At 63.2% G+C, this 22,126-nt stretch carries 25 protein-coding genes; 12 read left to right on the top strand and 13 right to left on the bottom strand.

Annotated elements, in window-relative coordinates:
• The first annotated feature begins 112 nt into the window (after positions 1-112).
• Positions 113-754 (top strand): LysE family translocator, encoded by a 642-nt coding sequence (locus tag NKJ78_RS26345; protein WP_023694540.1) that lies wholly within the window; start codon positions 113-115, stop codon positions 752-754.
• On the opposite strand, the gene NKJ78_RS26350 is transcribed toward NKJ78_RS26345, so the two are convergent.
• The 5 genes from NKJ78_RS26350 to NKJ78_RS26370 form a co-directional block, all read right to left on the bottom strand.
• Positions 726-1,193 (bottom strand): hypothetical protein, encoded by a 468-nt coding sequence (locus NKJ78_RS26350; protein WP_352461000.1) that lies wholly within the window; start codon positions 1,191-1,193, stop codon positions 726-728. The genes NKJ78_RS26345 and NKJ78_RS26350 overlap by 29 nt on opposite strands.
• Positions 1,190-2,422 carry a dual-specificity RNA methyltransferase RlmN gene (gene rlmN / locus NKJ78_RS26355; protein ID WP_352461001.1) on the bottom strand — a complete coding sequence of 411 codons (1,233 nt, stop codon included), beginning with the start codon at positions 2,420-2,422 and terminating at the stop codon, positions 1,190-1,192. The genes NKJ78_RS26350 and rlmN overlap by 4 nt, the downstream gene beginning before the upstream one ends.
• Positions 2,423-2,532: 110 nt before the next feature.
• Positions 2,533-3,036, bottom strand: coding sequence for an invasion associated locus B family protein (locus tag NKJ78_RS26360; protein ID WP_352461002.1), 504 nt, complete (start codon positions 3,034-3,036; stop codon positions 2,533-2,535).
• Positions 3,037-3,351: 315 nt separating this feature from the next.
• Complete coding sequence (locus NKJ78_RS26365; RefSeq protein WP_352461003.1) at positions 3,352-3,714, bottom strand: YkvA family protein; 363 nt, start codon at positions 3,712-3,714, stop codon at positions 3,352-3,354.
• Positions 3,715-3,831: 117 nt separating this feature from the next.
• Positions 3,832-4,128 carry a 4a-hydroxytetrahydrobiopterin dehydratase gene (locus tag NKJ78_RS26370; RefSeq protein WP_023671720.1) on the bottom strand — a complete coding sequence of 99 codons (297 nt, stop codon included), beginning with the start codon at positions 4,126-4,128 and terminating at the stop codon, positions 3,832-3,834.
• A 104-nt stretch (positions 4,129-4,232) separates the two neighbouring features.
• Here NKJ78_RS26370 and NKJ78_RS26375 point away from each other — a divergent pair, with 104 nt between their 5' ends.
• On the top strand, positions 4,233-4,760 hold the full coding sequence (locus NKJ78_RS26375; protein WP_023671721.1) for a low molecular weight protein-tyrosine-phosphatase: 528 nt from the start codon (positions 4,233-4,235) through the stop codon (positions 4,758-4,760).
• Here NKJ78_RS26375 and thpR read toward each other — a convergent pair.
• A complete protein-coding gene (gene thpR / locus NKJ78_RS26380) occupies positions 4,664-5,260 on the bottom strand; it encodes an RNA 2',3'-cyclic phosphodiesterase (RefSeq protein ID WP_023671722.1) in 597 nt (198 codons plus the stop codon). The two genes, NKJ78_RS26375 and thpR, sit on opposite strands and share 97 nt — an antisense overlap.
• A gap of 270 nt (positions 5,261-5,530) precedes the next feature.
• Positions 5,531-6,193 (bottom strand): arylesterase, encoded by a 663-nt coding sequence (locus tag NKJ78_RS26385; protein ID WP_502901629.1) that lies wholly within the window; start codon positions 6,191-6,193, stop codon positions 5,531-5,533.
• 86 nt (positions 6,194-6,279) lie between these two features.
• On the opposite strand from NKJ78_RS26385, the gene NKJ78_RS26390 reads away from it, so the two are divergent.
• The 4 genes from NKJ78_RS26390 (at position 6,280) to NKJ78_RS26405 (ending at position 11,219) form a co-directional block, all read left to right on the top strand.
• Positions 6,280-6,981 carry an ABC transporter ATP-binding protein gene (locus tag NKJ78_RS26390; protein WP_023715752.1) on the top strand — a complete coding sequence of 234 codons (702 nt, stop codon included), beginning with the start codon at positions 6,280-6,282 and terminating at the stop codon, positions 6,979-6,981.
• Positions 6,981-9,530 carry an ABC transporter permease gene (locus NKJ78_RS26395; protein WP_352461005.1) on the top strand — a complete coding sequence of 850 codons (2,550 nt, stop codon included), beginning with the start codon at positions 6,981-6,983 and terminating at the stop codon, positions 9,528-9,530. The genes NKJ78_RS26390 and NKJ78_RS26395 overlap by 1 nt, the downstream gene beginning before the upstream one ends.
• Positions 9,531-9,769: 239 nt before the next feature.
• Positions 9,770-10,510, top strand: a complete 741-nt coding sequence (locus NKJ78_RS26400) for a Bax inhibitor-1/YccA family protein (RefSeq protein ID WP_023671726.1) — start codon at positions 9,770-9,772, stop codon at positions 10,508-10,510.
• A gap of 118 nt (positions 10,511-10,628) precedes the next feature.
• Positions 10,629-11,219 carry a GNAT family N-acetyltransferase gene (locus NKJ78_RS26405; protein WP_352461006.1) on the top strand — a complete coding sequence of 197 codons (591 nt, stop codon included), beginning with the start codon at positions 10,629-10,631 and terminating at the stop codon, positions 11,217-11,219.
• Positions 11,220-11,329: 110 nt separating this feature from the next.
• On the opposite strand, the gene NKJ78_RS26410 is transcribed toward NKJ78_RS26405, so the two are convergent.
• The 3 genes from NKJ78_RS26410 to acnA all read right to left on the bottom strand — a co-directional run bounded on the left by NKJ78_RS26410 (position 11,330) and on the right by acnA (position 16,153).
• Positions 11,330-11,716: a DUF2794 domain-containing protein gene (locus NKJ78_RS26410; RefSeq protein ID WP_352461007.1), complete on the bottom strand. Its 387-nt coding sequence runs from the start codon at positions 11,714-11,716 to the stop codon at positions 11,330-11,332.
• Between the two features lie 609 nt (positions 11,717-12,325).
• Complete coding sequence (locus tag NKJ78_RS26415; protein WP_023683845.1) at positions 12,326-13,105, bottom strand: DUF1223 domain-containing protein; 780 nt, start codon at positions 13,103-13,105, stop codon at positions 12,326-12,328.
• 357 nt (positions 13,106-13,462) lie between these two features.
• Positions 13,463-16,153: an aconitate hydratase AcnA gene (acnA, locus tag NKJ78_RS26420; RefSeq protein ID WP_023738016.1), complete on the bottom strand. Its 2,691-nt coding sequence runs from the start codon at positions 16,151-16,153 to the stop codon at positions 13,463-13,465.
• A 285-nt stretch (positions 16,154-16,438) separates the two neighbouring features.
• On the opposite strand from acnA, the gene ccmA reads away from it, so the two are divergent.
• The 4 genes from ccmA to NKJ78_RS26440 all read left to right on the top strand — a co-directional run bounded on the left by ccmA (position 16,439) and on the right by NKJ78_RS26440 (position 18,834).
• Complete coding sequence (ccmA, locus tag NKJ78_RS26425) at positions 16,439-17,047, top strand: heme ABC exporter ATP-binding protein CcmA (RefSeq protein ID WP_023738015.1); 609 nt, start codon at positions 16,439-16,441, stop codon at positions 17,045-17,047.
• 229 nt (positions 17,048-17,276) lie between these two features.
• A complete protein-coding gene (ccmB, locus tag NKJ78_RS26430; protein ID WP_023824364.1) occupies positions 17,277-17,942 on the top strand; it encodes a heme exporter protein CcmB in 666 nt (221 codons plus the stop codon).
• Between the two features lie 122 nt (positions 17,943-18,064).
• Entirely contained in the window at positions 18,065-18,256 is a 192-nt protein-coding gene (gene ccmD, locus NKJ78_RS26435; protein ID WP_023738014.1) for a heme exporter protein CcmD, read from the top strand.
• Positions 18,253-18,834 carry a DsbE family thiol:disulfide interchange protein gene (locus tag NKJ78_RS26440; RefSeq protein WP_023726030.1) on the top strand — a complete coding sequence of 194 codons (582 nt, stop codon included), beginning with the start codon at positions 18,253-18,255 and terminating at the stop codon, positions 18,832-18,834. The genes ccmD and NKJ78_RS26440 overlap by 4 nt, the downstream gene beginning before the upstream one ends.
• A 185-nt stretch (positions 18,835-19,019) precedes the next feature.
• Here the strand turns inward: NKJ78_RS26440 and NKJ78_RS26445 are convergent, their stop codons facing one another.
• The gene (locus NKJ78_RS26445) at positions 19,020-19,187 is read right to left on the bottom strand and encodes a hypothetical protein (protein WP_023671737.1); all 168 of its coding nucleotides are present in this window, start codon (positions 19,185-19,187) and stop codon (positions 19,020-19,022) included.
• 286 nt (positions 19,188-19,473) lie between these two features.
• Between NKJ78_RS26445 and NKJ78_RS26450 the strand changes: the two genes are divergently transcribed.
• Both NKJ78_RS26450 and NKJ78_RS26455 read left to right on the top strand, forming a co-directional pair.
• On the top strand, positions 19,474-20,394 hold the full coding sequence (locus NKJ78_RS26450; protein ID WP_352461008.1) for an SMP-30/gluconolactonase/LRE family protein: 921 nt from the start codon (positions 19,474-19,476) through the stop codon (positions 20,392-20,394).
• A gap of 165 nt (positions 20,395-20,559) precedes the next feature.
• Complete coding sequence (locus NKJ78_RS26455) at positions 20,560-20,766, top strand: tautomerase family protein (protein WP_023683852.1); 207 nt, start codon at positions 20,560-20,562, stop codon at positions 20,764-20,766.
• 84 nt (positions 20,767-20,850) lie between these two features.
• On the opposite strand, the gene NKJ78_RS26460 is transcribed toward NKJ78_RS26455, so the two are convergent.
• Positions 20,851-21,399, bottom strand: a complete 549-nt coding sequence (locus NKJ78_RS26460; RefSeq protein ID WP_023683853.1) for an NADPH-dependent FMN reductase — start codon at positions 21,397-21,399, stop codon at positions 20,851-20,853.
• A gap of 58 nt (positions 21,400-21,457) precedes the next feature.
• Positions 21,458-22,078 (bottom strand): pyridoxamine 5'-phosphate oxidase family protein, encoded by a 621-nt coding sequence (locus NKJ78_RS26465; protein ID WP_023683854.1) that lies wholly within the window; start codon positions 22,076-22,078, stop codon positions 21,458-21,460.
• Positions 22,079-22,126: the final 48 nt, after the last annotated feature.

The following is a 22,126-nucleotide window of genomic DNA, read 5'->3' on the forward strand; positions in this document are numbered from 1 at the left end:
ATGAACGGGCTCCGACCGCCGCAGCCGCTGGACCAGATGCCACGCCAGTCAGTTGCTGGCGTGAGCCGGGAGGCTGCGTTATAGACCGACGATCATTCGCCAGGGCCCACCGATGTCCTTCATTCCCGACACCACCACGCTGATCCAGTTCGCCATCGCCACCATGATCCTGGCGATCACGCCGGGGCCGGATATGACGCTGTTCGTCTCGCGCACACTGAGCCAGGGCCGCGCCGCCGGCTTTGCCTCGCTGGCGGGTGCTCTGTTCGGCACGCTGATCCACACAACTTTGGTGGCGGTCGGCATCTCGGCGCTGATCGTCGCCTCGCCAATGGCCTTCCTCGTGCTGAAAACGTTCGGCGCCGCCTATCTGGTGTTCCTGGCCTGGCAGGCAATCACCAAGGGCTCGGCGTTTTCACCGCAGAAGAAGAACGGGCCGCAGATTTCGCTGTTCCGCAGCTGGGCTGCCGGGCTTGGCGTCAATCTGCTCAACCCGAAGATCATCCTGTTCTTCATGACGTTTCTGCCGCAGTTCGTCTCCGCTCACGATCCGAACGCGCCGGGAAAACTGTTCTTCCTCGGCCTCATGTTCATCGTGCTGTCGGTCCCGGTGACAGCGCCGATGGTGTTTGCTGCGGAAAGGTTTTCGGCGGCGATGAAGGCCAGCCCGCGGGTGACGCGGGTGGTAGACTATCTCTTTGCCGGTGTGTTTTCGGCCTTCGCGCTCAAGATCCTGACAGCTCAGGCGAAGTAGCGGCCTGCCACCAGCTTCCGGCCCAGCGGCCGGCGCTTAGCCAGTAGAAGATGCCGCCGACCATGCCGCAGCCGATCACCGCGGCGATGGCGTGCGGTTTGGTGACGTCGACATCCACGTTCTGATGGACGAAGCCGAGGAAGGCCGCGGCCACGACGCCGCCCGCGAGTGCATAGAACAGCCAGTCGCGGCGGCTGAGGACCTCGGAGATCAGGATTGCGACCACCGCCGGTATGAAAGCGAAATAGGCGACAAGCAGCGCCACGAACGGAATCGAAAAATAGAGCGCCGTGGCCATCATCGGGTGCGCATCGTTCGGCTTATAACCGACGGAAGCCAGGAACAGCACGTTGAGAAAGGCGCTCGCCGCCAATGAGGCGACGACATAGCCGAACAGGATGACGGTGAAGCGGACGAGGTAGGCGAAGAGGCGGCTCACGCCTCGCCATGCCCCGCAATCATCATGGCTTCCAGCGCCAGGCGGTCGACCTTGCGCATGCGTTCGGAGTCGGATTTGAGCTGGCCGCAGGCGGCCAGGATGTCGCGGCCGCGCGGCGTGCGGATCGGCGAGGCATAGCCGGCATTGTTGATGTAGTCGGCAAACTTCTCGATCGTCTCCCAGTCCGAGCACTGATAGTTGGTGCCCGGCCACGGGTTGAACGGGATCAGATTGATCTTGGCTGGAATGCCTTTGAGCAGCTTGATCAGCCCCTTGGCGTCCTCGATGGAATCGTTGACGTCCTTCAGCATCACATATTCGAAGGTGATGCGCTTGGCGTTGGACAGGCCGGGATAGGCGCGGCAGGCCTCGATCAGTTCCTTCAGCGGATACTTCTTGTTGATCGGCACAAGCAGGTCGCGCAGATCGTCATTGGTGGCGTGCAGCGAAATCGCCAGCATGACCCCTATCTCCTCGCCGGTGCGGAAGATCTCGGGCACCACGCCGGAGGTCGAGAGCGTAATGCGGCGCTTCGACAGCGACAGTCCGTCGCCGTCGGAGGCAATCAGCAGCGCCTTCTTCACCGCATCGAAATTGTAGAGCGGCTCGCCCATGCCCATCATGACGACGTTGGAGACTTTTCTGCCCTCGGCAGGGACGATGGCGCCGTCGGGTGTGTCGCGGTCGGGGAAATCGCCGAGCCGGTCGCGGGCGGTGAGCAATTGCGCCAGGATCTCTTCGGCCGTCAAATTGCGCACAAGCTTCTGCGTGCCGGTGTGGCAGAACGAACAGGTCAGCGTGCAGCCGACCTGCGAGGAGATGCACAGCGTGCCGCGGCCTTCTTCGGGGATATAGACGGTCTCGATTTCGACGGGACGGCCGGCACCGCGAGGCGGAAAGCGGAACAGCCACTTGCGCGTGCCGTCGGAGGAAATCTGCTCCTCGACGATTTCGGGCCGGGCGACGGTAAAATGCTTGTCCAGTTCGGCGCGCAGATCCTTGGAGATGTTGAACATGCCGGCAAAATCGGAGACGCCGCGCACATATATCCAGTGCCAGAGCTGCTGGGCGCGCATTTTCGCCTGGCGCTCGGGCACGATGCCGGCACTGACAAGGGCTTCACCGAGCTCGGCCCGGGTCAGGCCGATCAGCGACGGCTTCTCGGGCGTGGCGCGAGCGCGCAACGCGTCGCGTGCGCCCTCAGTGGTGAGATGGAAGGAAAGGGTCATATCAGCGCCAATATAAGCGAATTGCGGCCGATTTCATCCGTCGTGCCGAAAAGAAGCGCGGCGCATAGCACAGGTTGCGGCGAGAGTCATGCGGCGGGAACCGCGCTAGCCTACTTGCACTTGGCGATCGACGTCAGCGCGGCCGAGATGCCTTTCAGCGAAAACACATAGGTCGTCGGATTGCCGCGGCCGGACTTCGCCGAGACCTTCATGTCGGTGCCGGTCTTCATGGCGGCGATCAGCACCGGCTCTTCGGCGGCGTTCTCGACCCAGGCCGACTTGCCCCGGGTGAACATCGAGAACGTCTTCTTGTCGATGGTGACGGTGGCCTTGGAGCCTTCCTGGAATGTGTAGCCGGCGATGAATTGCGGCTCGTAGGACACTTGCTGGCCCGGCCGCTGGCTGACGAAGAAGAACATGTCGCCGTGATTGAGCGTCGGCGGCTGCTTGTCGGTCGGCACGGTGAGCACATAGCAGACCTTGCCGCCCTGCGCCTGGTAGCTGTAGGTGCCCCAGGCATTGTGCTGGCCGATCTTGGTCGCCTGCTGCGCCAGCGCCGGCGCGGCAAAGGCCACCAGGACCAGGCTCGAGACTAGTGCAATCAATCCGCGCATCGCTTTTCCCGTATTCCAAATGGTGCGGGGCAGGCCGGCTTGGCGTCCTGCCCGTCGCTTCATTTTGATTTAATCTGGGTTACCAAACGGTGAATTTCCCTCGGAAAAGGACATTCACCCATGGAAACCACCGCCATTTCCGCGCCGCTTCTTGAAAAAACGGCTTTCGCAATGTCCCTGCGGCGACTTGGAGGCCACGAAAGCGGCAAGAGTTTGACTTTTTGAACGGCCGCAGCGGAACCCGAAGCCAAGCCGCTATCGTCCTGTTTGAGCAGAGGATTTCTTCTGAACCCAGTTGTTAACGCGACCGCCGATTCAGCTCTTGTCGGCGATCGCCTCCTTGGCGGCCTTCCGGTGCGCAGGGGTGATATGGGCGCTTACGGCGGTGATCGCGGCGGTCAGCACGGCGATGTCGTCGGTGAAGCCGAGGCCGAAGACGAAATCGGGGATGACATCGACCGGCAGCACGAAATAGCCAAGCGCTGCCAGCAATATGCCCTTGGCACGCAAAGGCGTCTTCCTGTCGAGCGCGCAGTAATAGCCGGCGACGACCTCTTCCATGAACGGAATCTGTCGGGCGGCCTTCTTGGCCGTGCGCCAGAATTTGGCGCGCACTTCACTTTCGTCGCCGAGCTTGCTGCCGAAGCCGAAGAAATCAAAACCGGGCTGCTGCGCCATCAATCCTCTCCTTGCCGGCCGTCGCGCTGCGTGTTGCGCGGCTGCCATGGAAAATGTGGTGAAAGCCCCGGTCCACTGCAAGAGGATGGCGCCGATTTGGCGTTGCCGCCCCAGCGTTCAGCCGCCTGCATACCCATTCATCTTCTTGGCCAGCGCGATGTCGAGCGCGGTGACACCGCCGGCATCATGGGTGTTGAGCGTCACGTCGACAGTCTTGTAGACGTTCGACCAGTCGGGATGATGGTCCATCTTCTCGGCGGCCAGCGCAACGCGGGTCATGAAGGCGAAGGCCTCGGAGAAATTCTTGAAGTCGAAGCTGCGCTTGATGGAGGCGCCATCGGCTGCCTGCGACCAGCCGGCCAGTTCGGCCAGTGCGGCGGCGATGGCGTCCTTGCTGAGTTTCTCTCTCGTCATGATGATTTCCCGTGCTATCCCAGATATCGACCCTCACCATAATGCAAGTCGCCCAAAAGTCCTTTGCGTTTTGGGCTTCCAAATGCACGAACGGCGCATATCGAATGAGCGTAAAGCCGATAAATTCCATACTCTTCGTCTGCCTCGGCAACATCTGCCGCTCACCCCTGGCCGAAGGCGTGTTTCGCGCCGTGCTGGCGGAACGCGGCCGCGACATGGTGCTGGACGATATCGTGCTGGACTCTGCGGCGACCGGCGGCTGGAACCTCGGCGAAGCGCCCGACCCGCGCTCGATCGCGATTGCGGCCCGCCACGGCATCGACATATCAGGGCAGCGGGCACGCAAGGTCAGGCCGGGGGATTTTTCGCGCTTCGACCTGATCCTCGGCATGGATCGGCAGAATGTCCGCGACCTCAAGGCGCTGGCGCCGGCCGGTGCGCGCGAACGTATTCATCTCTTGGCAGAGTTTGCGCAGGGCAAAACCCGCGACGTGCCGGATCCCTATTATGACGGGGCCGAAGCGTTTGCTTCGGTCTACCGCATGATCCGCGAAGCGTCGGAGGCGCTGGCGACGAGATTGGTGGCGCGGGCGTCGACGCCGGAGAGCGGCCACGCCTCCTCGACAATGTAGGGACCGCCGCCGACCGAATCGCGCGACGACATCAGCACGAAGCGGCCGACGCGAAACGGTAGCGTCGCAAAATTGCCGCGCGCCGACAGGTACTGGGCGACGTCGAGCGGGCTCGAATTGCGCAAGCGTGCCAGCGTAACATGCGGGGTGAACTTGCGCGGGTCGGCGGGCAGGCCGAGCCGCTGGCAGATGCGGTCGATTTCGCTCTGCAGCGCCGAAAGGTCGGGCGAGGCGAAGACGCCGGCCCAGACGGCGTGCGGCTTCTTCTGGCCGAAAGCGCCAACTCCGGACAGGGTGAGCGAGAAGGATGGGCGGTGCACCCGGTCGAGTGCGTTGGCGATTTCGTCGGCGATATGGCCTTCGACGTCGCCGATGAAGCGCAGCGTCAGATGGTAGTTTTCGACATCGATCCAGCGGGCTCCGGGCAGGCCGCCCCTGAGCAGGGACAGCGAAAGAGCGGCGTCACGCGGTATTTCGAGGGCGGTGAAAAGACGCGGCATGGTGAGCCTCCCTTCCTCGAATCGAACTGTGCCCCTAGCGAATCATCGATAGTCAAACGGGGCAAGTGGTTTGTTGGTTGCAGGCATTTTTACGAACAGGCGACCCGGGCCCTCTGCAGCCCGGTCTTTTGTTTCAAAGTTCGCGCGAGGCGAACAGCGTCCTCTCTCTTGATGATAATGGCCATATGACCCTCCTTTTGGAGGCTATATGTCCTTTTTGGCCACACCGGTCAAAATGATCGCCGCGTGTTATTCTCGTCACGCCGGCGTTCAACCGCCACCCTGAACTGCCGCAATCGCCTTCTCCACGGCGGGCAGGATGCGCTCGACCATCGCTGCGACGCCCTTCGGATTGGGATGCAGGCCATCCTCCAACTGCAGGCCGGACTGCCCGGCGACGCCATCGAGAAAAAACGGATAGAGCGGCACATCGTATTTCGCGGCAAGCTTTGGATAGATCGCATCGAAGGCGTTCTGGTAGTCGGCGCCGAGATTGGGAGCGGCGCGCATGCCGGCCAAAAGCACCGCGATCTTGCGCGCTTTCAGCTTCGCCAGCATGTCGTCCAGGTTCTTTTCCGTAATGCTGGGCGAGACGCCGCGCAGCATGTCGTTGGCGCCGAGTTCGAGGATAACCAGCCTTGTCCCATCCGGTACCGACCAGTCAAGCCGTGCCAAGCCGCCGCTCGAGGTGTCGCCTGAAACGCCGGCGTTGGCTACGGTGACGTCATGGCCTTTGGCCCGCAGCGCAGCTTGCAATTTGTCGGTAAAGCCATCGCCAGGCCCGAGGCCGAAACCGGCCATCAGGCTGTCGCCGAACCCGACGATGGTGAACGTCTCGGCGCGTACCGACGAAATGGCGCCGCAAAGGGTGACGAAAAAGACGAGCCCTGCGGCATTCAAGCGTTTGAAAGATATCTTCCGTTTGAAAGACATGTGGCAGGCCCCATATACCCGAGGAATTCTTCCGGCGACGGCTTCCGGCAAGCAGAGCCTTCATCCTGATATAGGTCGCTTTAATTGTGACAGAAGCCGTCATCGCGCTGAAAGACATATCCCTGACCCTGGGCCAAGGGGCTTCGTCTGTGCATGTGCTGAAAGGCGTCAGCCTTGACGTGACGCGCGGCGAGGCGACCGGCATTGTCGGCCCTTCGGGTTCCGGCAAGTCGACCTTGCTGATGGTGCTGGCCGGGCTTGAGCGGGTCGATTCGGGGACGGTGCGGATCGCCGGCGAATTGCTGAACGGCAAAAGCGAGGATCAGATCGCCTCGTTTCGGGGCCGAAACATAGGCATCGTCTTTCAGTCCTTCCATCTCATTCCCAACATGACGGCGCTCGAAAATGTCGCGGTGCCGCTGGAACTGGCCGGCCATGCCGATCCGTTCGGCGTCGCCGCGCGGGAGTTGGCGGCCGTCGGCCTGAGCGACCGCGTCACCCACTATCCCGGCGAACTCTCCGGCGGCGAACAGCAGCGCGTGGCGATCGCCCGCGCGCTGGCGCCGTCGCCGCGCATTCTGATTGCCGACGAGCCGACCGGCAATCTCGACCAGGCGACGGGGCGGCAGGTCGCCGACCTTTTGTTCGCCAAGGCGGCCGAGCGCGGCATGACCTTGGTGCTGGTCACGCACGATCCGGCCCTTGCGGCGCGCTGCTCGCGCCAGGTGTCGATGCGCTCCGGCCGCATCGAGGATGCGCCGGTAGCGCAGGTCAAGGTGCCGGCCTGATGCCACTGTCGCAGACGCTGAAGCTCGCGTTCCGCTTTTCGCTGCGCGAGATGCGCGGCGGACTGTCCGGCTTCATGATCTTCCTTGCCTGCATCGCGCTCGGCGTCGCTGCAATCGGCGGGGTCAATTCGGTGGCGCAGGCGATCACCGCAGGCGTTGCCGACCAGGGCCAGACGCTGCTTGGCGGCGACTTGCGCTTCCAGCTCAACCAGCGCGATGCGACGCCAGCCGAAAGCACCTTCCTCGACCGCCTCGGCACTGTGTCGCACAGCGCCAATATGCGCTCGATGGCGCGGCTGGAAGACGGCTCCGACCAGGCGCTGGTCGAGGCCAAGGCCGTCGACGACGCCTATCCGCTCTATGGCGCGATCGAGACCGCGCCGCAGCTTGGCAGAAAGGATTTGTTCGGCGAGAAATCAGGCGTCTTTGGCGCCGCCGCGCCCGACCTGTTGTTCGACCGGCTGAATGTGGAGATCGGTGACCGGCTGAAGGTCGGCAGCGCGACATTCGAATTGCGGGCCAGGCTGGTGAGCGAACCGGATGCGGTGTCGGACGGTTTCGGCTTCGCGCCGCGGCTGATGGTCTCGACCGCGGGGCTTGCCGCGTCCGGCCTGATCCAGCCGGGCAGCCTGGTCGAGAATGCCTACAAGGTTCGGCTGCCGGCCGGCGCCAGCCAAGCCGATCTCAAAGCCATCCAGGATCGGGCGGCGAGCGATTTCCCTGAAGCCGGCTGGTCGATCCGCACGCGTTCCAATGCGGCGCCGGCGCTGTCGGCCAACATCGAGCGCTTCTCGCAATTCCTGACGCTGGTCGGGCTGACGGCGCTGGTGGTCGGCGGCGTCGGCGTTGCCAATGCGGTGCGCGCCTATCTCGACGGCAAGCGCGGCGTCATCGCCACCTTCAAGAGCCTTGGCGCCTCGGGCGGCTTCGTCTTCACCGTCTATCTCGTGCAAATCCTGATGATCGCCGGCCTCGGCATCGCGCTTGGCCTCATCCTCGGCGCCGCCATGCCGTTTGCAGCCAGCGCTGAGCTCCAGTCGGTCATTCCGGTGCCGGCTAAAGGCGGCTTCTATCCCGGTGCGCTGGCTCTTGCCGCGCTGTTCGGGCTGCTGGTGACGCTTGCCTTCGCGCTGTTGCCGCTCGGCCGCGCCCGCGATGTGCCGGCGACCGCGCTGTTTCGCGAAATGGGTTTTGAGGGCCGCGGCTTTCCACGCCTGCCCTATCTTGCCACGGCGGTCGGCATCGCGGTCGCTTTGGCGGCGCTCGCCATCCTGTTTTCCGGCGACCGGCGCATCGCCTTGATCTTCGTCGGCGCGACGGTCTTTGCCTTTCTGGTGTTGCGCCTGGTCGGTGCGCTGGTGCAGTGGGTGGCGCGCAAAAGCCCGCGTGTGCGCTCGGTCGCGCTCAGGCTCGCCATCGGCAACATCCACCGGCCCGGCGCGCTGACGCCGTCCGTCGTGCTGTCGCTGGGCCTCGGGCTGACGCTTTTGGTGACGCTGGCGCTGATCGACGGCAATCTCAGGCAGCAGATCTCCGGCAGTCTGCCGGAACGGGCGCCGAATTTCTTCTTCGTCGACATCCAGAATAGCGAGGTCGATGCCTTCTCGACATTGATCGGCAATGAGGCGCCGAAGGGAACGCTGGTCAAGGTGCCGATGCTGCGCGGCCGGGTGATGGCGCTGAACGGCGTTAGTGTCGACAAGGCCAATGTGCCATCGGAAGGCGCCTGGGTGCTGCGCGGCGATCGCGGCCTGACCTACGACGCCAAACAACCGGCCAATGCGACATTGACCGAGGGCAGCTGGTGGCCGGAGAACTACAGCGGCGAACCGCTGGTCTCGTTCTCCAACGATGAAGGCAAGGCGCTCGGCCTGAAGCTCGGCGATACCGTCACCGTCAATGTGCTCGGACGCAATGTGACGGCCAGGATCGCCAATTTCCGAGAGGTGCAATGGGAGACGATGGGCATCAACTTCGTCATGGTGTTCTCGCCCAACACTTTTGCAGGCGCGCCCCATGGCTGGCTGGCGACGCTGACCGAAAAGGATGCCACGGCAGCAGAGGATGCCCGCCTGCTCAACGCCGTCACCCGCGCCCTCCCGGCGGTGACGACAGTTCGGGTCAAGGACGCGCTCGACGTCGTCAACCGGCTGGTCGGCCAGCTCGGCACGGCGATCCGGGCGGCGGCCGGCGTGGCGCTGATCGCTTCGGTGCTGGTGCTGGCCGGCGCGCTCGCCGCGGGAAATCGCGCCCGCATCCACGATGCCGTGGTGCTGAAGACGCTGGGCGCCACGAGGCGCACGCTGATCGCGGCGTTTTCGCTGGAATACATGCTGATCGGCCTGGCCACCGCGGTGTTTGCGTTGGCTGCCGGCGGCATCGCCGCCTGGTACATCGTTGCCCGCATCATGACGTTGCCGTCGCATTTCATGCCGGAGGTGGCAGTGGCGACCTTGGTGTTTGCGCTGGTGATCACAGTCGGCATCGGCCTTGCCGGCACCTGGCGGGTGCTCGGGCACAAGGCGGCGCCGGTGCTGCGCGACCTCTAGGCCCCAAACGGCAAGGTTGGCCGAATCTGCCGTTTCCGATTAAATCTTGGTAATGTGCAGTCATGGAAGCCCAAGAAAACCGGCTTCCGGAGATTCACCAAGCGTTGCAGCCCGTTACGGTCTTGTTCTTGACGTCAAGAACCATCATATTTCGCCACAGGCATGCTGGAGCCCCGCCAGCGGCGCCCAGGTCCGAAAGGGCCTGACACCGTACGGGGCAGAAGCAACAGAGGATTCCAATGGCTGAGCCCATTCGCAACTACCAGACTTCGGCCGTGCCGGGCGCGCGCGCCGACATCGACCAAGGCCTGCGCACTTACATGCTCAAGGTCTACAATTTGATGGGGCTTGGCCTCCTCATCACCGGCGTCGCCGCCTGGGGCGCTTTCCAGCTCGCCGTCACCGGCGACGGACAGCTGACCGCTTTCGGCACGCTGATCTATGCCAGCGCCTTCCGCTGGGTGGTCATCCTGGCTCCGCTCGCCGCCGTCTTCTTCCTGTCGTTCAGGATCCAGTCGATGAGCGTGGCCGCGGCGCAAACCACCTTCTGGGTCTATTCGGGCCTGGTCGGCCTGTCGCTGTCGACCATCTTCCTGGTCTACACCGGCGCCTCGATCACCCAGACCTTCTTTGCCACGGCGGCCGCCTTCGGCGCGCTGTCGCTCTACGGCTACACGACAAAGCGTGACCTTTCGGCCTTCGGCTCGTTCCTGGTCATGGGCGTCGTCGGCCTTGTGATCGCCATGCTGATCAACATCTTCCTCCAGTCGTCGGCGCTCGGCTTCGCTATCTCGGCGATCGGCGTGTTGATCTTCGCCGGCCTCACCGCCTACGACACGCAGACCATCAAGGAAATGTACTACGAAGGCGATCAGGCCGACGTTGCCGGCCGCAAGGCGATCATGGGCGCGTTGAGGCTATATCTCGACTTCATCAACCTGTTCATGTTCCTGCTGCAGTTCATGGGCGATCGCCGGTAGGCGGTCTTCCCATCAGGCAACTGGACCAGCTGATATCAAGAGGGCGGCCCAACGGCCGCCCTTTCCTTTTGTGCCGGCCTTTGCTGTCATGGAGGCAGATGAATCGTCTGCATAATTTATGAGCACTATTTCCATCCGCGCGGCCATGGAAGGCGACCTCGGCCGAATCACCGAGATCTACGGCGATGCCGTGACGCATGGCACCGCGAGCTATGAGCTGGAGGCGCCCAGCCGCACTGAGATGGGTGCGCGCTTCGACAGCCTGACGGCGGGGGGCTTTCCCTATCTGGTGGCGGAACGAGATGGCGCGCTGCTCGGCTACGCCTATGCCGGCGCGTTCCGGCCGCGCCCGGCCTACCGCTTCATCGTAGAGGATTCCGTCTATGTCGCGCCTGATGCGAAGGGCCAGGGCGTCGGGCTGCTGCTGATGCAGGCGCTGATTGAAGCCTGCCGTATGGCGGGCTTTCGCCAGATCGTCGCGGTGATCGGTGACGGCCATGCAGACAGCGCCTCGGTGCGGCTGCATGAAAAGCTCGGCTTTCGCCATTCCGGTCGCCTGGAAGGCTCCGGCTACAAGCATGGGCGCTGGCTTGACACGGTGTTCATGCAGCTGTCGCTGAATGGCGGCGTAACGGTTCCGCCCGATCCGCATTCGCTGCCGGAGCGGAAGTTTCGTGAGAGCCTGAGGAGGGGAATTGAGGAGAACTGAAGAGAACTGAAGAATTGAGGATCCGAATAGCTGAGAACAAACCCGGCGGTATTTCGACCGTTACATCCTCTTTTTTCAATTCTTCAGCTCTTCAATTCCCCAATTTTCAATTAGGCCTGGACAATCTTCAGCTTAGCATCGAAGACGTTGAGCACGCGACCGAGTTCCTGGCCGCGCTTGAGGATTCGGCCGCTGGCGGCGATGACGGCGAAGGCGCCTTGCCGGCGTGCCAGTTTCGGATCCTTGACGATCTGGAACAGCGGCACTTCGCTGGCCCGGCGGAAGACTGAAAACACAGCCCGATCAGACAGATGATCGATGGCATAGTCGCGCCATTCGTTGGCGGCGACCATGCGTCCGTACAGCCTCAGGATCTCGTCGAGTTCACGCCGGTCGAAACGGACCGGCTGGTCGAGGCGTTCGCGTCGCGCCTCGTGCAGCGGGATCAATATTGCGGATGCGTCCCCATCCTCCGTCCCACCGCTGCGATCGGTCATCCCGCGATCCCTTTGAAAATGAATCTCGCTTGCAGAAGTTGGCGTGTTCGCCGTGGAATTGCAAGGCCCGGCTAACCATCCCGGGACCGCGCTGTTTTCGCAACGTCCAGTCACTTTTATAAAACGCGGTGTTTGAATTGGTGATGCCTCGCCACATTTCCGCCTTTTTTTATCCGCGCTCATGCCCCAATGTCCGACGAATTTACCGGCGTTGCCTGAGACGGTTCGGTCCGGCACCGGCTCGTAAACCCCAAGCCCCCCGCCCACGGGTCTGCGTCGGATCGAACCAACCTCGGACTTTCCTCAGGGAGAGACCGGGTGCGACGATCCCAAAGCCTAAATGACCGACGTCAGAAGCAAGCTGACGTCGGTTTTTTTGTTGGGCGGCGCCAGACACTTGTCGTCGTGATCCTTCACACCCCCTCTGTCCTGCCGGACATCTCCCCGCAAGGGTGGAGATCAGATTTCGCGTTTGCTTTCGCCAATCTCAAACGTGGGACAGGATGGCGGATGTGGCGAAGCTGCCAATCTCCCTCCTTGCGGGGGAGATGGCCGGCAGGCCAGAGGGGGGTGCTGTCCCGCCGATATCAAAAGATATGGACCAGCCTCTTAAGGCTTGTGAATAAACGCCGCGCCCAGAATAGGCCCCGGCAGGCCGTCCTTGCCGACCGATTGCAGCAGCACGGCGCAGCCGCCTTTCTTGGCGATCTCGGTCATCGGCAATTCGTAGCGCTGCGCCTTGCCGTGCCACATGCCGGCGGTCTGGATGCCGGTGACGGCGTTCCAGTAGGTCATGCTGCGGCCGGTGTTCTCGCCCTTGGCGATGGTCACCGTCTGCGGTGGTTCGAAATAGACGATGACGACATGGGCGTCGCTGGGGCCGCTACCGGCGTCGCCGGCATCGATCATGACGCGATCGCTGGTGCGGCTGACCTTGACGCTGACCCGCATGCCTTCACCGGATTTCTCCATGCGGGCAAGCGCGCCGTCGACCTCCTTGCGGCTGGCGCCGTTGACATGGCTGCGACCATTGATGACGGCTTGCGGCGTGTAGACGGAGCGGGTGCCGAAGGCGCGCATATAGTCATATTGCCGGTCGGTATTGTCCTTGCTGCTCAGCGTGTCCTGCCAGCCGAGATAGTCCCAGTAATTGACGTGGTAGGCGAGCGCGACGACGTTGTCCTTGGCCGCCAGCTCGGCAAAGAAAGCGTCCGCCGGCGGGCAGGAATTGCAGCCCTGGCTGGTGAACAGCTCGACCACGCCCAAGGGCCTGTCAATCTGCGGTTTGTCGGTCTGGGTCGTTCCCGATTCCTCGGCGAACCCGGTCCCGGCAAGCGCCGAGAAGGCCAGCGCAAAAGCCGCAAGCCGGAGAGGGTGTCGAGGTGCCATGATCGTTCCGATTCCCGCCGGTGACGCCGGCCTTGTTCTGGTTGCCCAGATTTGTGGCAGAAGCGACAGTCAACGGGAAGTCACGTTGCGGTGAAATTTTTGCTGCCGCAACCATGGGTATGGCCATCACAGGGGGAGCACTTCACCGCCCGGTTCGATCGGGAGCATGGCATCAGGAGCGTGGGGCAGATCTTGCTGAGCCCAGCCGGTTTTTACTCCTGTCGTACAGGGCGGGGCTTCGATCGGGTCGGGCAATGCTTTGGAAAGACTGGGAGTAGGGAGTAGGGAGTAGGGAGTAGGGAGTAGGGGATGTCGTTCCCCGCTACCGCCCAATCCCTACTGCCTAAGCCCTGGCCGCTACGCGGCCAGATCGCGCAGCACGTATTGCAAAATGCCGCCATTCTTGAAGTAGTCGAGTTCGTCCAGCGTATCGATGCGGCAGATGATCGGCACGTTCTTCACGGTGCCGTCGCCATAGGTCACCTTGGCGATCATCGTCTGGCGTGGCTTGATGGTGCTTATGCCGTCGATCTCGACCAGCTCGTCACCCTTGAGGTTGAGCGAGGCCCATGAGGTGCCTTCCTCGAAGACGAAGGGGATGACGCCCATGCCGACCAGGTTGGAGCGATGGATGCGCTCGAAGGACTGGGCGATGACGGCACGGACACCGAGGAGATTCGTTCCTTTAGCTGCCCAGTCGCGCGAGGAGCCGTTGCCGTATTCGACGCCGGCGAAGATGACCAGCGGCACGCCTTCCTTTTTGTACCTCATCGCCGCGTCGTAGATCGATTCCTCTTCCTTCGACGGGTAGTGGATGGTGTAGCCGCCCTCGCGGCCGTTCTCGCCCAGCATATGGTTGCGGATGCGGATGTTGGCGAAGGTGCCGCGCATCATCACCTCATGGTTGCCGCGCCTTGTGCCGTACTGGTTGAAGTCGGCAACGCCGACGCCATGGTCGGTGAGGTATTTGCCGGCCGGGGAAGCGGCCTTGATCGAACCCGCCGGTGAGATGTGATCGGTGGTGATCTTGTCGCCGAACAGGCCGAGCACGCGCGCGCCCTTGATGTCGCCGATCTTGCCGAAACCGGAGGTCATGCCGGCGAAATAGGGCGGGTTCTGCACATAGGTCGAGTTGTCGTCCCAGGCATAGGTCTGGCCTTCCGGCGCCTTGACGTTCTGCCAGTATTCGTCGCCCTTGAAGACGTCGGCATATTTGCGGGCGAACAGCTCACGTGTGACGTTCTTCTCGATGAACTCCTGGATCTCGGCCGAACTCGGCCAGATATCCCTGAGATAGACCGGCTTGCCGTCGCGGCCTTCGCCGAGTGGCTCGGTGGTCAGGTCCTTGGTGACGGTGCCGGCCAAAGCATGGGCTACCACCAGCGGCGGCGACGCCAGATAGTTCGCCTGCACGTCAGGTGAAACACGGCCTTCGAAGTTGCGGTTGCCGGAGAGCACTGCGGCGGCGATCAGGCCCTTATCGTTGATGGTCTTGGAGATCGGCGCCGGCAGCGGGCCGGAATTGCCGATGCAGGTGGTGCAGCCGAAACCAACCAGGTTGAAGCCGATCTGGTCGAGCTCCTTCTGCAGGCCGGACTTTTCCAGATATTCGGCGACCACCTGGCTGCCCGGCGCCAGCGAGGTCTTCACCCACGGCTTCTGCTTGAGGCCGAGCCGGTTGGCGTTGCGCGCCAAGAGGCCGGCGCCGATCAGCACGCTCGGGTTGGAGGTGTTGGTGCAGGACGTGATGGCGGCAATGACGACATCGCCATGACCGAGATCATGGTCGGTGCCTTCGACGGCATAGCGCTTGTGGATTTCGACAGCCTTCTTGTACTCGGTTTCCATCGCCTTTGCGAAGCCGGCCGGAATGCCTTCGAGCGGAACGCGGCCTTCGGGGCGCTTGGGACCTGCCATCGACGGCACGACGCTGTCGAGCTCGAGTTCGAGCAGGTCAGTGAAGACAGGGTCGGCCGAGCCGGCGTCACGCCACATGCCTTGCGCCTTGGAATAGGCCTCGACCAGGGCGATGCGGCTTTCCTCGCGGCCCGACATTGTGAGGTAGCGGATGGTCTCGCCGTCGACCGGGAAGAAGCCGCAGGTGGCGCCATACTCGGGCGCCATATTGCCGATGGTGGCGCGGTCGGCCAGCGTCATGTTGGACAGGCCCGGGCCGAAGAACTCGACGAACTTGCCGACGACGCCCTTCTTGCGCAGCATCTGGGTGACGGTCAGCACCAGGTCAGTGGCGGTGATGCCTTCCCTAAGTTTGCCGGTGAGGCGGAAGCCGATGACTTCGGGCAACAGCATGGAAACCGGCTGGCCGAGCATCGCCGCCTCGGCCTCGATGCCGCCGACGCCCCAGCCGAGCACGCCAAGGCCGTTGATCATGGTGGTGTGCGAATCGGTGCCGACGCAGGTGTCGGGATAAGCGGTGGTTTCGCCGTCTTCCGTGTAGGTCCAGACGACCTGACCGAGATATTCGAGGTTGACCTGATGGCAGATGCCGGTGCCGGGCGGCACGACGCGAAAATTGCGGAACGCCTGCTGGCCCCATTTCAGGAATTTATAGCGCTCTTCGTTGCGCTCATATTCGAGCTCGACATTCCTGGCAAAGGCCAGTGGCGTGCCGAATTCGTCGACGATGACGGAGTGGTCGATGACGAGGTCGACCGGCACCAGCGGATTGATCTTCTGCGGATCGCCGCCGAGCGCCTTGAGGCCGTCGCGCATGGCGGCCAAGTCGACCACCGCCGGGACGCCGGTGAAATCCTGCATCAGGACACGCGCCGGGCGATAGGCGATCTCGACGCCGGCGGTGCCCTTGTCCGTCAGCCAGCCGGCCACAGCCTGGATAGAGTCCTTGGTGACGGAGCGGCCGTCTTCATTGCGCAAAAGGTTTTCCAGCAGCACCTTCATCGAATAAGGCAGCTGGGCAATGCCGGTGAGGCCGTTCCTCTCGGCCTCGACCAGATTGTAATAGACATAGTCCGCGCGACCCACGGTGAGGGTGCGGCGGCAATTGAAACTGTCGAGGGATTTTGACACGTGCGGTCCGTCCTTGTCTGTTCAGCCTGAAAGGGAACGGACGCCGATGGGCATGCAATCACGCGCAAAGGTGCGGGTACGGCCATTTCCGCTGTCCGTTCCCAGCCAACCCGAGCCGCTCAAGGCGGCGCGTGCGCTGGTTCGGCGCAAATTCTGTTCCCGTGCCGACCGCTGGCACGGATGTCCCGCATATAGAGAATTTTCTGGAATAGTTCTAGACAGTTGCGGAGCAAATTTGTGCGATGCGGCAGCTATCGCGCGGTAAAGTTTTCGGGACGGGCAGGCATGCGGCTGATTGCCGAAAATCTGGGCGGCGAACGCGGCGGCGAGACGGTCTTTTCCGGCATCGGTTTTGCGCTCGACAAGGGCCAGGTGCTGGTCGTCACCGGGCCGAACGGTTCGGGCAAATCGACGCTGCTCAGGGTCATCGCCGGGCTGCTGCCGAAGGTGCAAGGCGACGTGCGCATCGAGGGCGGCGGCGAGACGTTTCCGACGATCGCTTCGGCGGTCCACTATCTCGGCCACCTCAATGCAATGAAGACGGCGCTCAGCGTGGCGGAGAATCTGCGCTTCTGGCGCGATTTCAACGGCGACGGGCAGTCGGGTGTGGGGGAGGCGCTGGAGACGGTTGGTCTCGGCGGCATCGGCCATCTGCCTTTCGGATATTTGTCGACCGGGCAAAGGCGGCGGGCGGCCATTGCGAAATTGCTGGTCAGTCATAAGCCGCTGTGGCTGCTGGATGAGCCGACGGCTGGGCTGGACAAGGCCTCGGAGGCGCGGTTTGCGGGGCTGATGACGAGGCATTGCGCGGAGGGCGGGATGATTGTCGCGGCGACGCACTTGCCGCTGGGATTGGATGGGGCGAAGGAATTGAGGATGGGAGCAACAGGGTGATGTCGGCATTCCCGCCCACCCCCCTCTGCCCTACCGGGCATCTCCCCCGCAGGGGGGGAGATCAGATGTCATGCCGGCTTTCGCCAATCACCGGCATTGAAAAAGAGGCGTCAGCAACGGAACTGCCAATCTCCCCCATTGCGGGGGAGATGTCCGGGAGGACAGAGGGGGGTGTGACGGAGCGCCACCTTCGGCGAGAAGGCGATCGAACCTTAAGGGCGGCTCGCCAATGCTAGCCCTCTTCCTGCGCGACGTCCGTCTCTCAATCCGTGCCGGGGGCGGGGCGCTCACCGGCGTCATCTTCTTCCTCGCCGTCATCGCCACCATCCCCTTCGGTGTCGGACCGGACCTGAAGCTGCTCGCCCGCATCGGTCCGGCGATCCTTTGGATCGGCGCTCTGCTCGCCTGCCTGCTCGGCCTCGACCGGCTGTTTCAGGCCGATCGCGAAGACGGTTCGCTCGATCTTCTGGTGCTGGGCAATGACCGCCACATGCTGGCGCTGACGGTGCTGGTGAAGTGCCTGGCGCACTGGATGGGCAGCGTTCTGCCGCTGGTAGTTGCGGCACCTCTGCTCGGCCTGTTCATGAACATGGAGCCGCTCAGCATCGGCGCCACCGCGCTCACGCTGCTGGTCGGCACGCCGGCCATCACTTTCATCGGCGCGGTCGGGGCGGCGGTGGCGGTGGCGCTGCCGCGCGGCGGGCTGCTGATCTCGGTGCTGGTGTTGCCGCTGACCATCCCGGTGCTGATCTTCGGGGTGTCGGCGAGCTACGGCGCGGTGGCCGATCCTGATCCGTTCCTGCAGCCCTTCCTCATTCTTGCCGCGCTGACGCTGTTTCTTGCCGTGCTGGGTCCGGTGGCGGCGGCGCTGGCGCTGCGGCATGGAACGGATTGATATGACCGCTCCGGCGCGACGATCAATTGCGAAGCCCCAGCCGCAAAGCTAAGAAGGCCGCAAAGCCATGGGAAGGCCATGATCGAGCACGACGAAGTGACGGTGGAAGGGGAGCGAAGCGCATGAGTGCACACGCACTCTATGTCGCGGCCGCCTATGGCATCACGGCGATCGTGCTGGCCGGGCTGATCGGCTGGATCCTGCTCGACCAGCGGACCCGCAAGCGCGAACTGGCAGACCTCGAAGCGGCCGGCGTGCGGCGTCGCTCGGACAAAGCCGGTACTGGGGCCAGCACTGGGGCCAGCAAGCCATGAGCACGGAAAGCGAAACGCCGGCGTCGCCGCGCCGCCGCCTGATCGTGCTGTTGCCGTTGCTGGTTTTTCTCGGCCTCGCCGGATTGTTCCTGTCGCAGCTTTTGTCGGGACGCGACGAGGCGGCAGTGCCGTCGGCGCTGATCGGCCTGCCGGCGCCGCAGACCAACCTGCCGGCGCTGGAAGGGTCAAACCTGCCCGGGCTGGATTCGAAAGCCTTCGCCGGCAAGGTAACGCTGGTCAACGTCTTTGCATCGTGGTGCGCGCCGTGCCGGGAAGAGCATCCGGTGCTCTTGGCGCTGTCGCAGGACAAGCGCTTCGTCATGGCCGCGCTAAACTACAAGGACCAAGCGCAAAACGCGCGCCGGTTCCTTGGTGATCTCGGCAATCCATTCCAGGCGATAGGTGTCGACGAGGCTGGCCGCACGGCCATCGACTGGGGCGTCTACGGCGTGCCGGAAACGTTCGTCATCGGCAAGGACGGCAAGATTGCCTACAAGCATGTCGGGCCGCTGACAGGGGAGTCGGCTAGGGATGTTCTGTTGCCGCAGATTGAAAAGGCGCTCGCGGCACCGGGCTGACGTTGGCGCCATGCCCCCTCATCGGGCCGCTACGCGCCCCCTCCTCCCCGTGGGGGAGAAGAGGGAAGCATCGGCACAGGCTAGCTCCTCTCCCCGGGGGGAGAGGTCGGATTGCCCGAATTGCTCATGCAATTCGGTTTGGCAATCCGGGTGAGGGGGCGGTGCCCCGCTGAGGTCTGAAATGCTCAGCCGTAGATCTGCCTGTGGACCTGGTAGAGCATTTCCGAGCGGTCGGCGCGCAGGTCGGCCAGATCGCGGCTCGTCAGGTTTTCGATTTCCGCGACGAGGCGGTTGTAGTGGCGGCGCTTGGCCATGGAGGTGCGCGCGCGGGAGAAGAGGTTGTCAAAAGCCATAGCAAGGGTCCTTTCGTGCCGCATATCAGCGGTGAATTTGTTCCTCCCTTGGTCGTTCGCACCATGACATAGGAATGGTGCGATGCGAAAAGAAGATGTTGCAATGCACCATTGCACAGGGCGCATAGCGGGTTAATACAGCGCTACAGCACCATAAACGGCCGGACAGGCTGGCGGGCCATGCCGGCCGGGCACCTTTTGTCTTACAAATTGCGCCTGCGCCACCTTGCCATCGCGCCCGCAGGCTGGCTTGATCCGCGCGTCACGTGATGCCCGGAGGAAATGCATGGCGACCGCAGACTATTACGAAATTCTCGATCCGCGTTTCGCGCGGCTATTCAACGGCAACGCCCAGGTGGAAAAGCTGTTTACCGGATGTCAGTGGGCGGAAGGGCCGGCCTGGTTCGCCGCCGGCCGCTATGTCGTCTGGTCCGACATCCCCAACAACCGCATGCTGCGCTATGACGAGACCGACGGCAATGTCAGCGTGTTCCGTCAGCCCTCCGGCAATTCCAACGGCAACACCGTCGACCGCCAGGGCCGACTGGTGACGTGCGAGCATTCCGGCCGCCGCGTCAGCCGTACCGAGCATGACGGCTCGATCACCACCATCGCGGCCGAATGGAAAGGCAAGCGGCTGAACTCGCCCAACGACGCAGTCGTGAAATCCGACGGCTCGATCTGGTTCACCGATCCGAGCTACGGCATCGACACCGACTATGAGGGCGACAAGGCCGAAAGCGAGATCGGCGCTTGCAATGTCTACCGGGTCGATCCCGACTCGGGCGAGGTCGAAGCCGTCATCACCGACATGGTCCGGCCGAACGGGCTTGCCTTTTCACTGGATGAAAGCCAGCTCTATGTCGTCGACACCGGCCGCACCCATGGCGCGCAGAACCCGGCGCATATGCGGGTCTTCAACGTCGGCAAGCACGGCAAGAAGGTGTCGGGCGGCAAGGTGTTCGCCGACTGCACGGCCGGCCTGTTCGACGGCTTCCGGCTCGACGAGGCCGGCCGCATCTGGACCAGTGCCGCCGACGGCATCCATTGCTACGACCCCGACGGCACGCTGATCGGCAAGGTCAAGGTGCCGGAAGTGACCGCCAATTGCGTGTTCGGCGGCAACAAGCTGAACTGCCTCTACATCGCCGGCACCACGTCGCTCTACATGGTGCGGCTGATGGTGAACGGGGCGAAGACGTATTGAGGCTGCTGGAAACGCTTCTCTGGCGGCCCTTGATGGCGTTTCTGCGCATGTCCGCGGCGCCTGTTGCGCGGCGGCCGCCGGAACCGCCGCCAAGCGGTTCGCCGGAGCGGATTTCGAAGCCGCCCAGCGGCGGCGGTATCAGACACAATTCAAGGGGAGGACGTCATGCCATTCGTCAACATCCGCATCGTCAAGGAAGTGATCGCCGCTGATCCCGCTGGCAAGAAGGCCGACATCGCCAAAAAGGTCACGGCGGCCATCATGGACGCCACCGGGCTTAGCAATGACGACGTCTGGGTGGTGTTCGAAGAGGTCAACGCGCGCGACTGGTATGTCGGTGTGACCGATGTCGAGACGTTGCGGAAGGGGTAGCACAGCGGCACGTTGGGGTGCGGCCGCACCCTTTCGTTCGTCATCCTAGGGTCTGCGCCGCGTCGCTTCGCTCCTTGCTCCGCCCTAGGATGACGAGGCAACGTTTGCGCGTATAAAACTCGCGAAAACCTGCACCGCTTCGCGCATGGCCCGCAGGTTCTCGTCCTCTCCCAGGATCGCTTCTATCTCCGGCGGTTTCTTGCCGAGCAAGGCAATCTCCAGAACCGCATTCTCACAAAGCGCGAACGACATGGTGCGCATGATCTCGGCCAGCGCGGCGCGGGCATAGAGCGAGCGCGCGGAGGCGTGGGCCAGCATGGCGGGCTTGCCGACGGCGGCGTCGCGCGAGACCAGCCAGTCGAGCGCGTTTTTCATGCCGCCGGGCACGCCATGGGCATATTCGGGGCAGGAGACGATGATGCCGTCGGCGCTGGTGACGGCCTCGATCAGCCGCATGGCCTCGGCCGGTGTGCGCTCGCCTTCGTCATCCGGGTTGAAGATCGGCAGCAGGCCGAGCCCGTCATAGACAGTTACGCGGCAATCCGAAGGCGCGTTCGCGGACAGCGCCGCCAGCAGCGCCGAATTGGTGGAGGCGGCGCGCAGGCTGCCGGAGATGGCGAGGAGTTCGATCACGGGGAAACAGGGCTAGGGAAACCGGCAAAGGACTGCAATGGCGAATCGTACGCGAAATTTACCACAGGGTCTTGCTGTAGGCCTCGTCCAGCGAGCGGTCGAAATCGTCGGCAGTTTCGGCATGCGCCATCTGATCGGACAGGATCTGACCGAGCGTCGGCAACGTCGCGCGGTCGTGCCAGCTGTCCGGCTTCCACAATTCGGAGCGCATGAAGGCCTTGGCGCAGTGCATGTAAGCGGCCTTGACGCTCACCACGACGACGCTTTGCGGTTGCTTGCCGTCGACGGTGAGGCGCTCGCGCAAACCGGCATCGACGGTTATGCGGGCGTCGCCATTGATGCGCAGCGTCTCGTTCATGCCGGGGATGAGAAAAAGCAGCCCGACCGAAGGGTTGAGCAGGATGTTTTCCAGCGTGTCCAGCCGGTTGTTGCCGGGCCGGTCGGGAATGGCGATGGTCCTGTCGTCGAGGACAAGGGCAAAGCCCGGTCTGTCGCCTTTCGGCGTCACGTCGGCATTGCCGGCGCCGTCGGAAGAACCGATCAGCACGAAAGGGCTCTTGCCGATGAAAGAGCGGCAGTGGCCGTCGAGCGCCCTGAGTTCCTTGCGCATCGAGGTGTCGGTCGGCCGCGGCGTCTTGTAGATCGTCCTCAGTTCATCGCGCGTGGTGACGAATTCCATGGCCGTCTCCGTTTATTCTGACGCAATTCCGGACGGCTTCACACTTTT

Origin of the sequence: Mesorhizobium sp. M0037, assembly GCF_040323635.1 — a bacterium.
GTDB lineage: Bacteria > Pseudomonadota > Alphaproteobacteria > Rhizobiales > Rhizobiaceae > Mesorhizobium.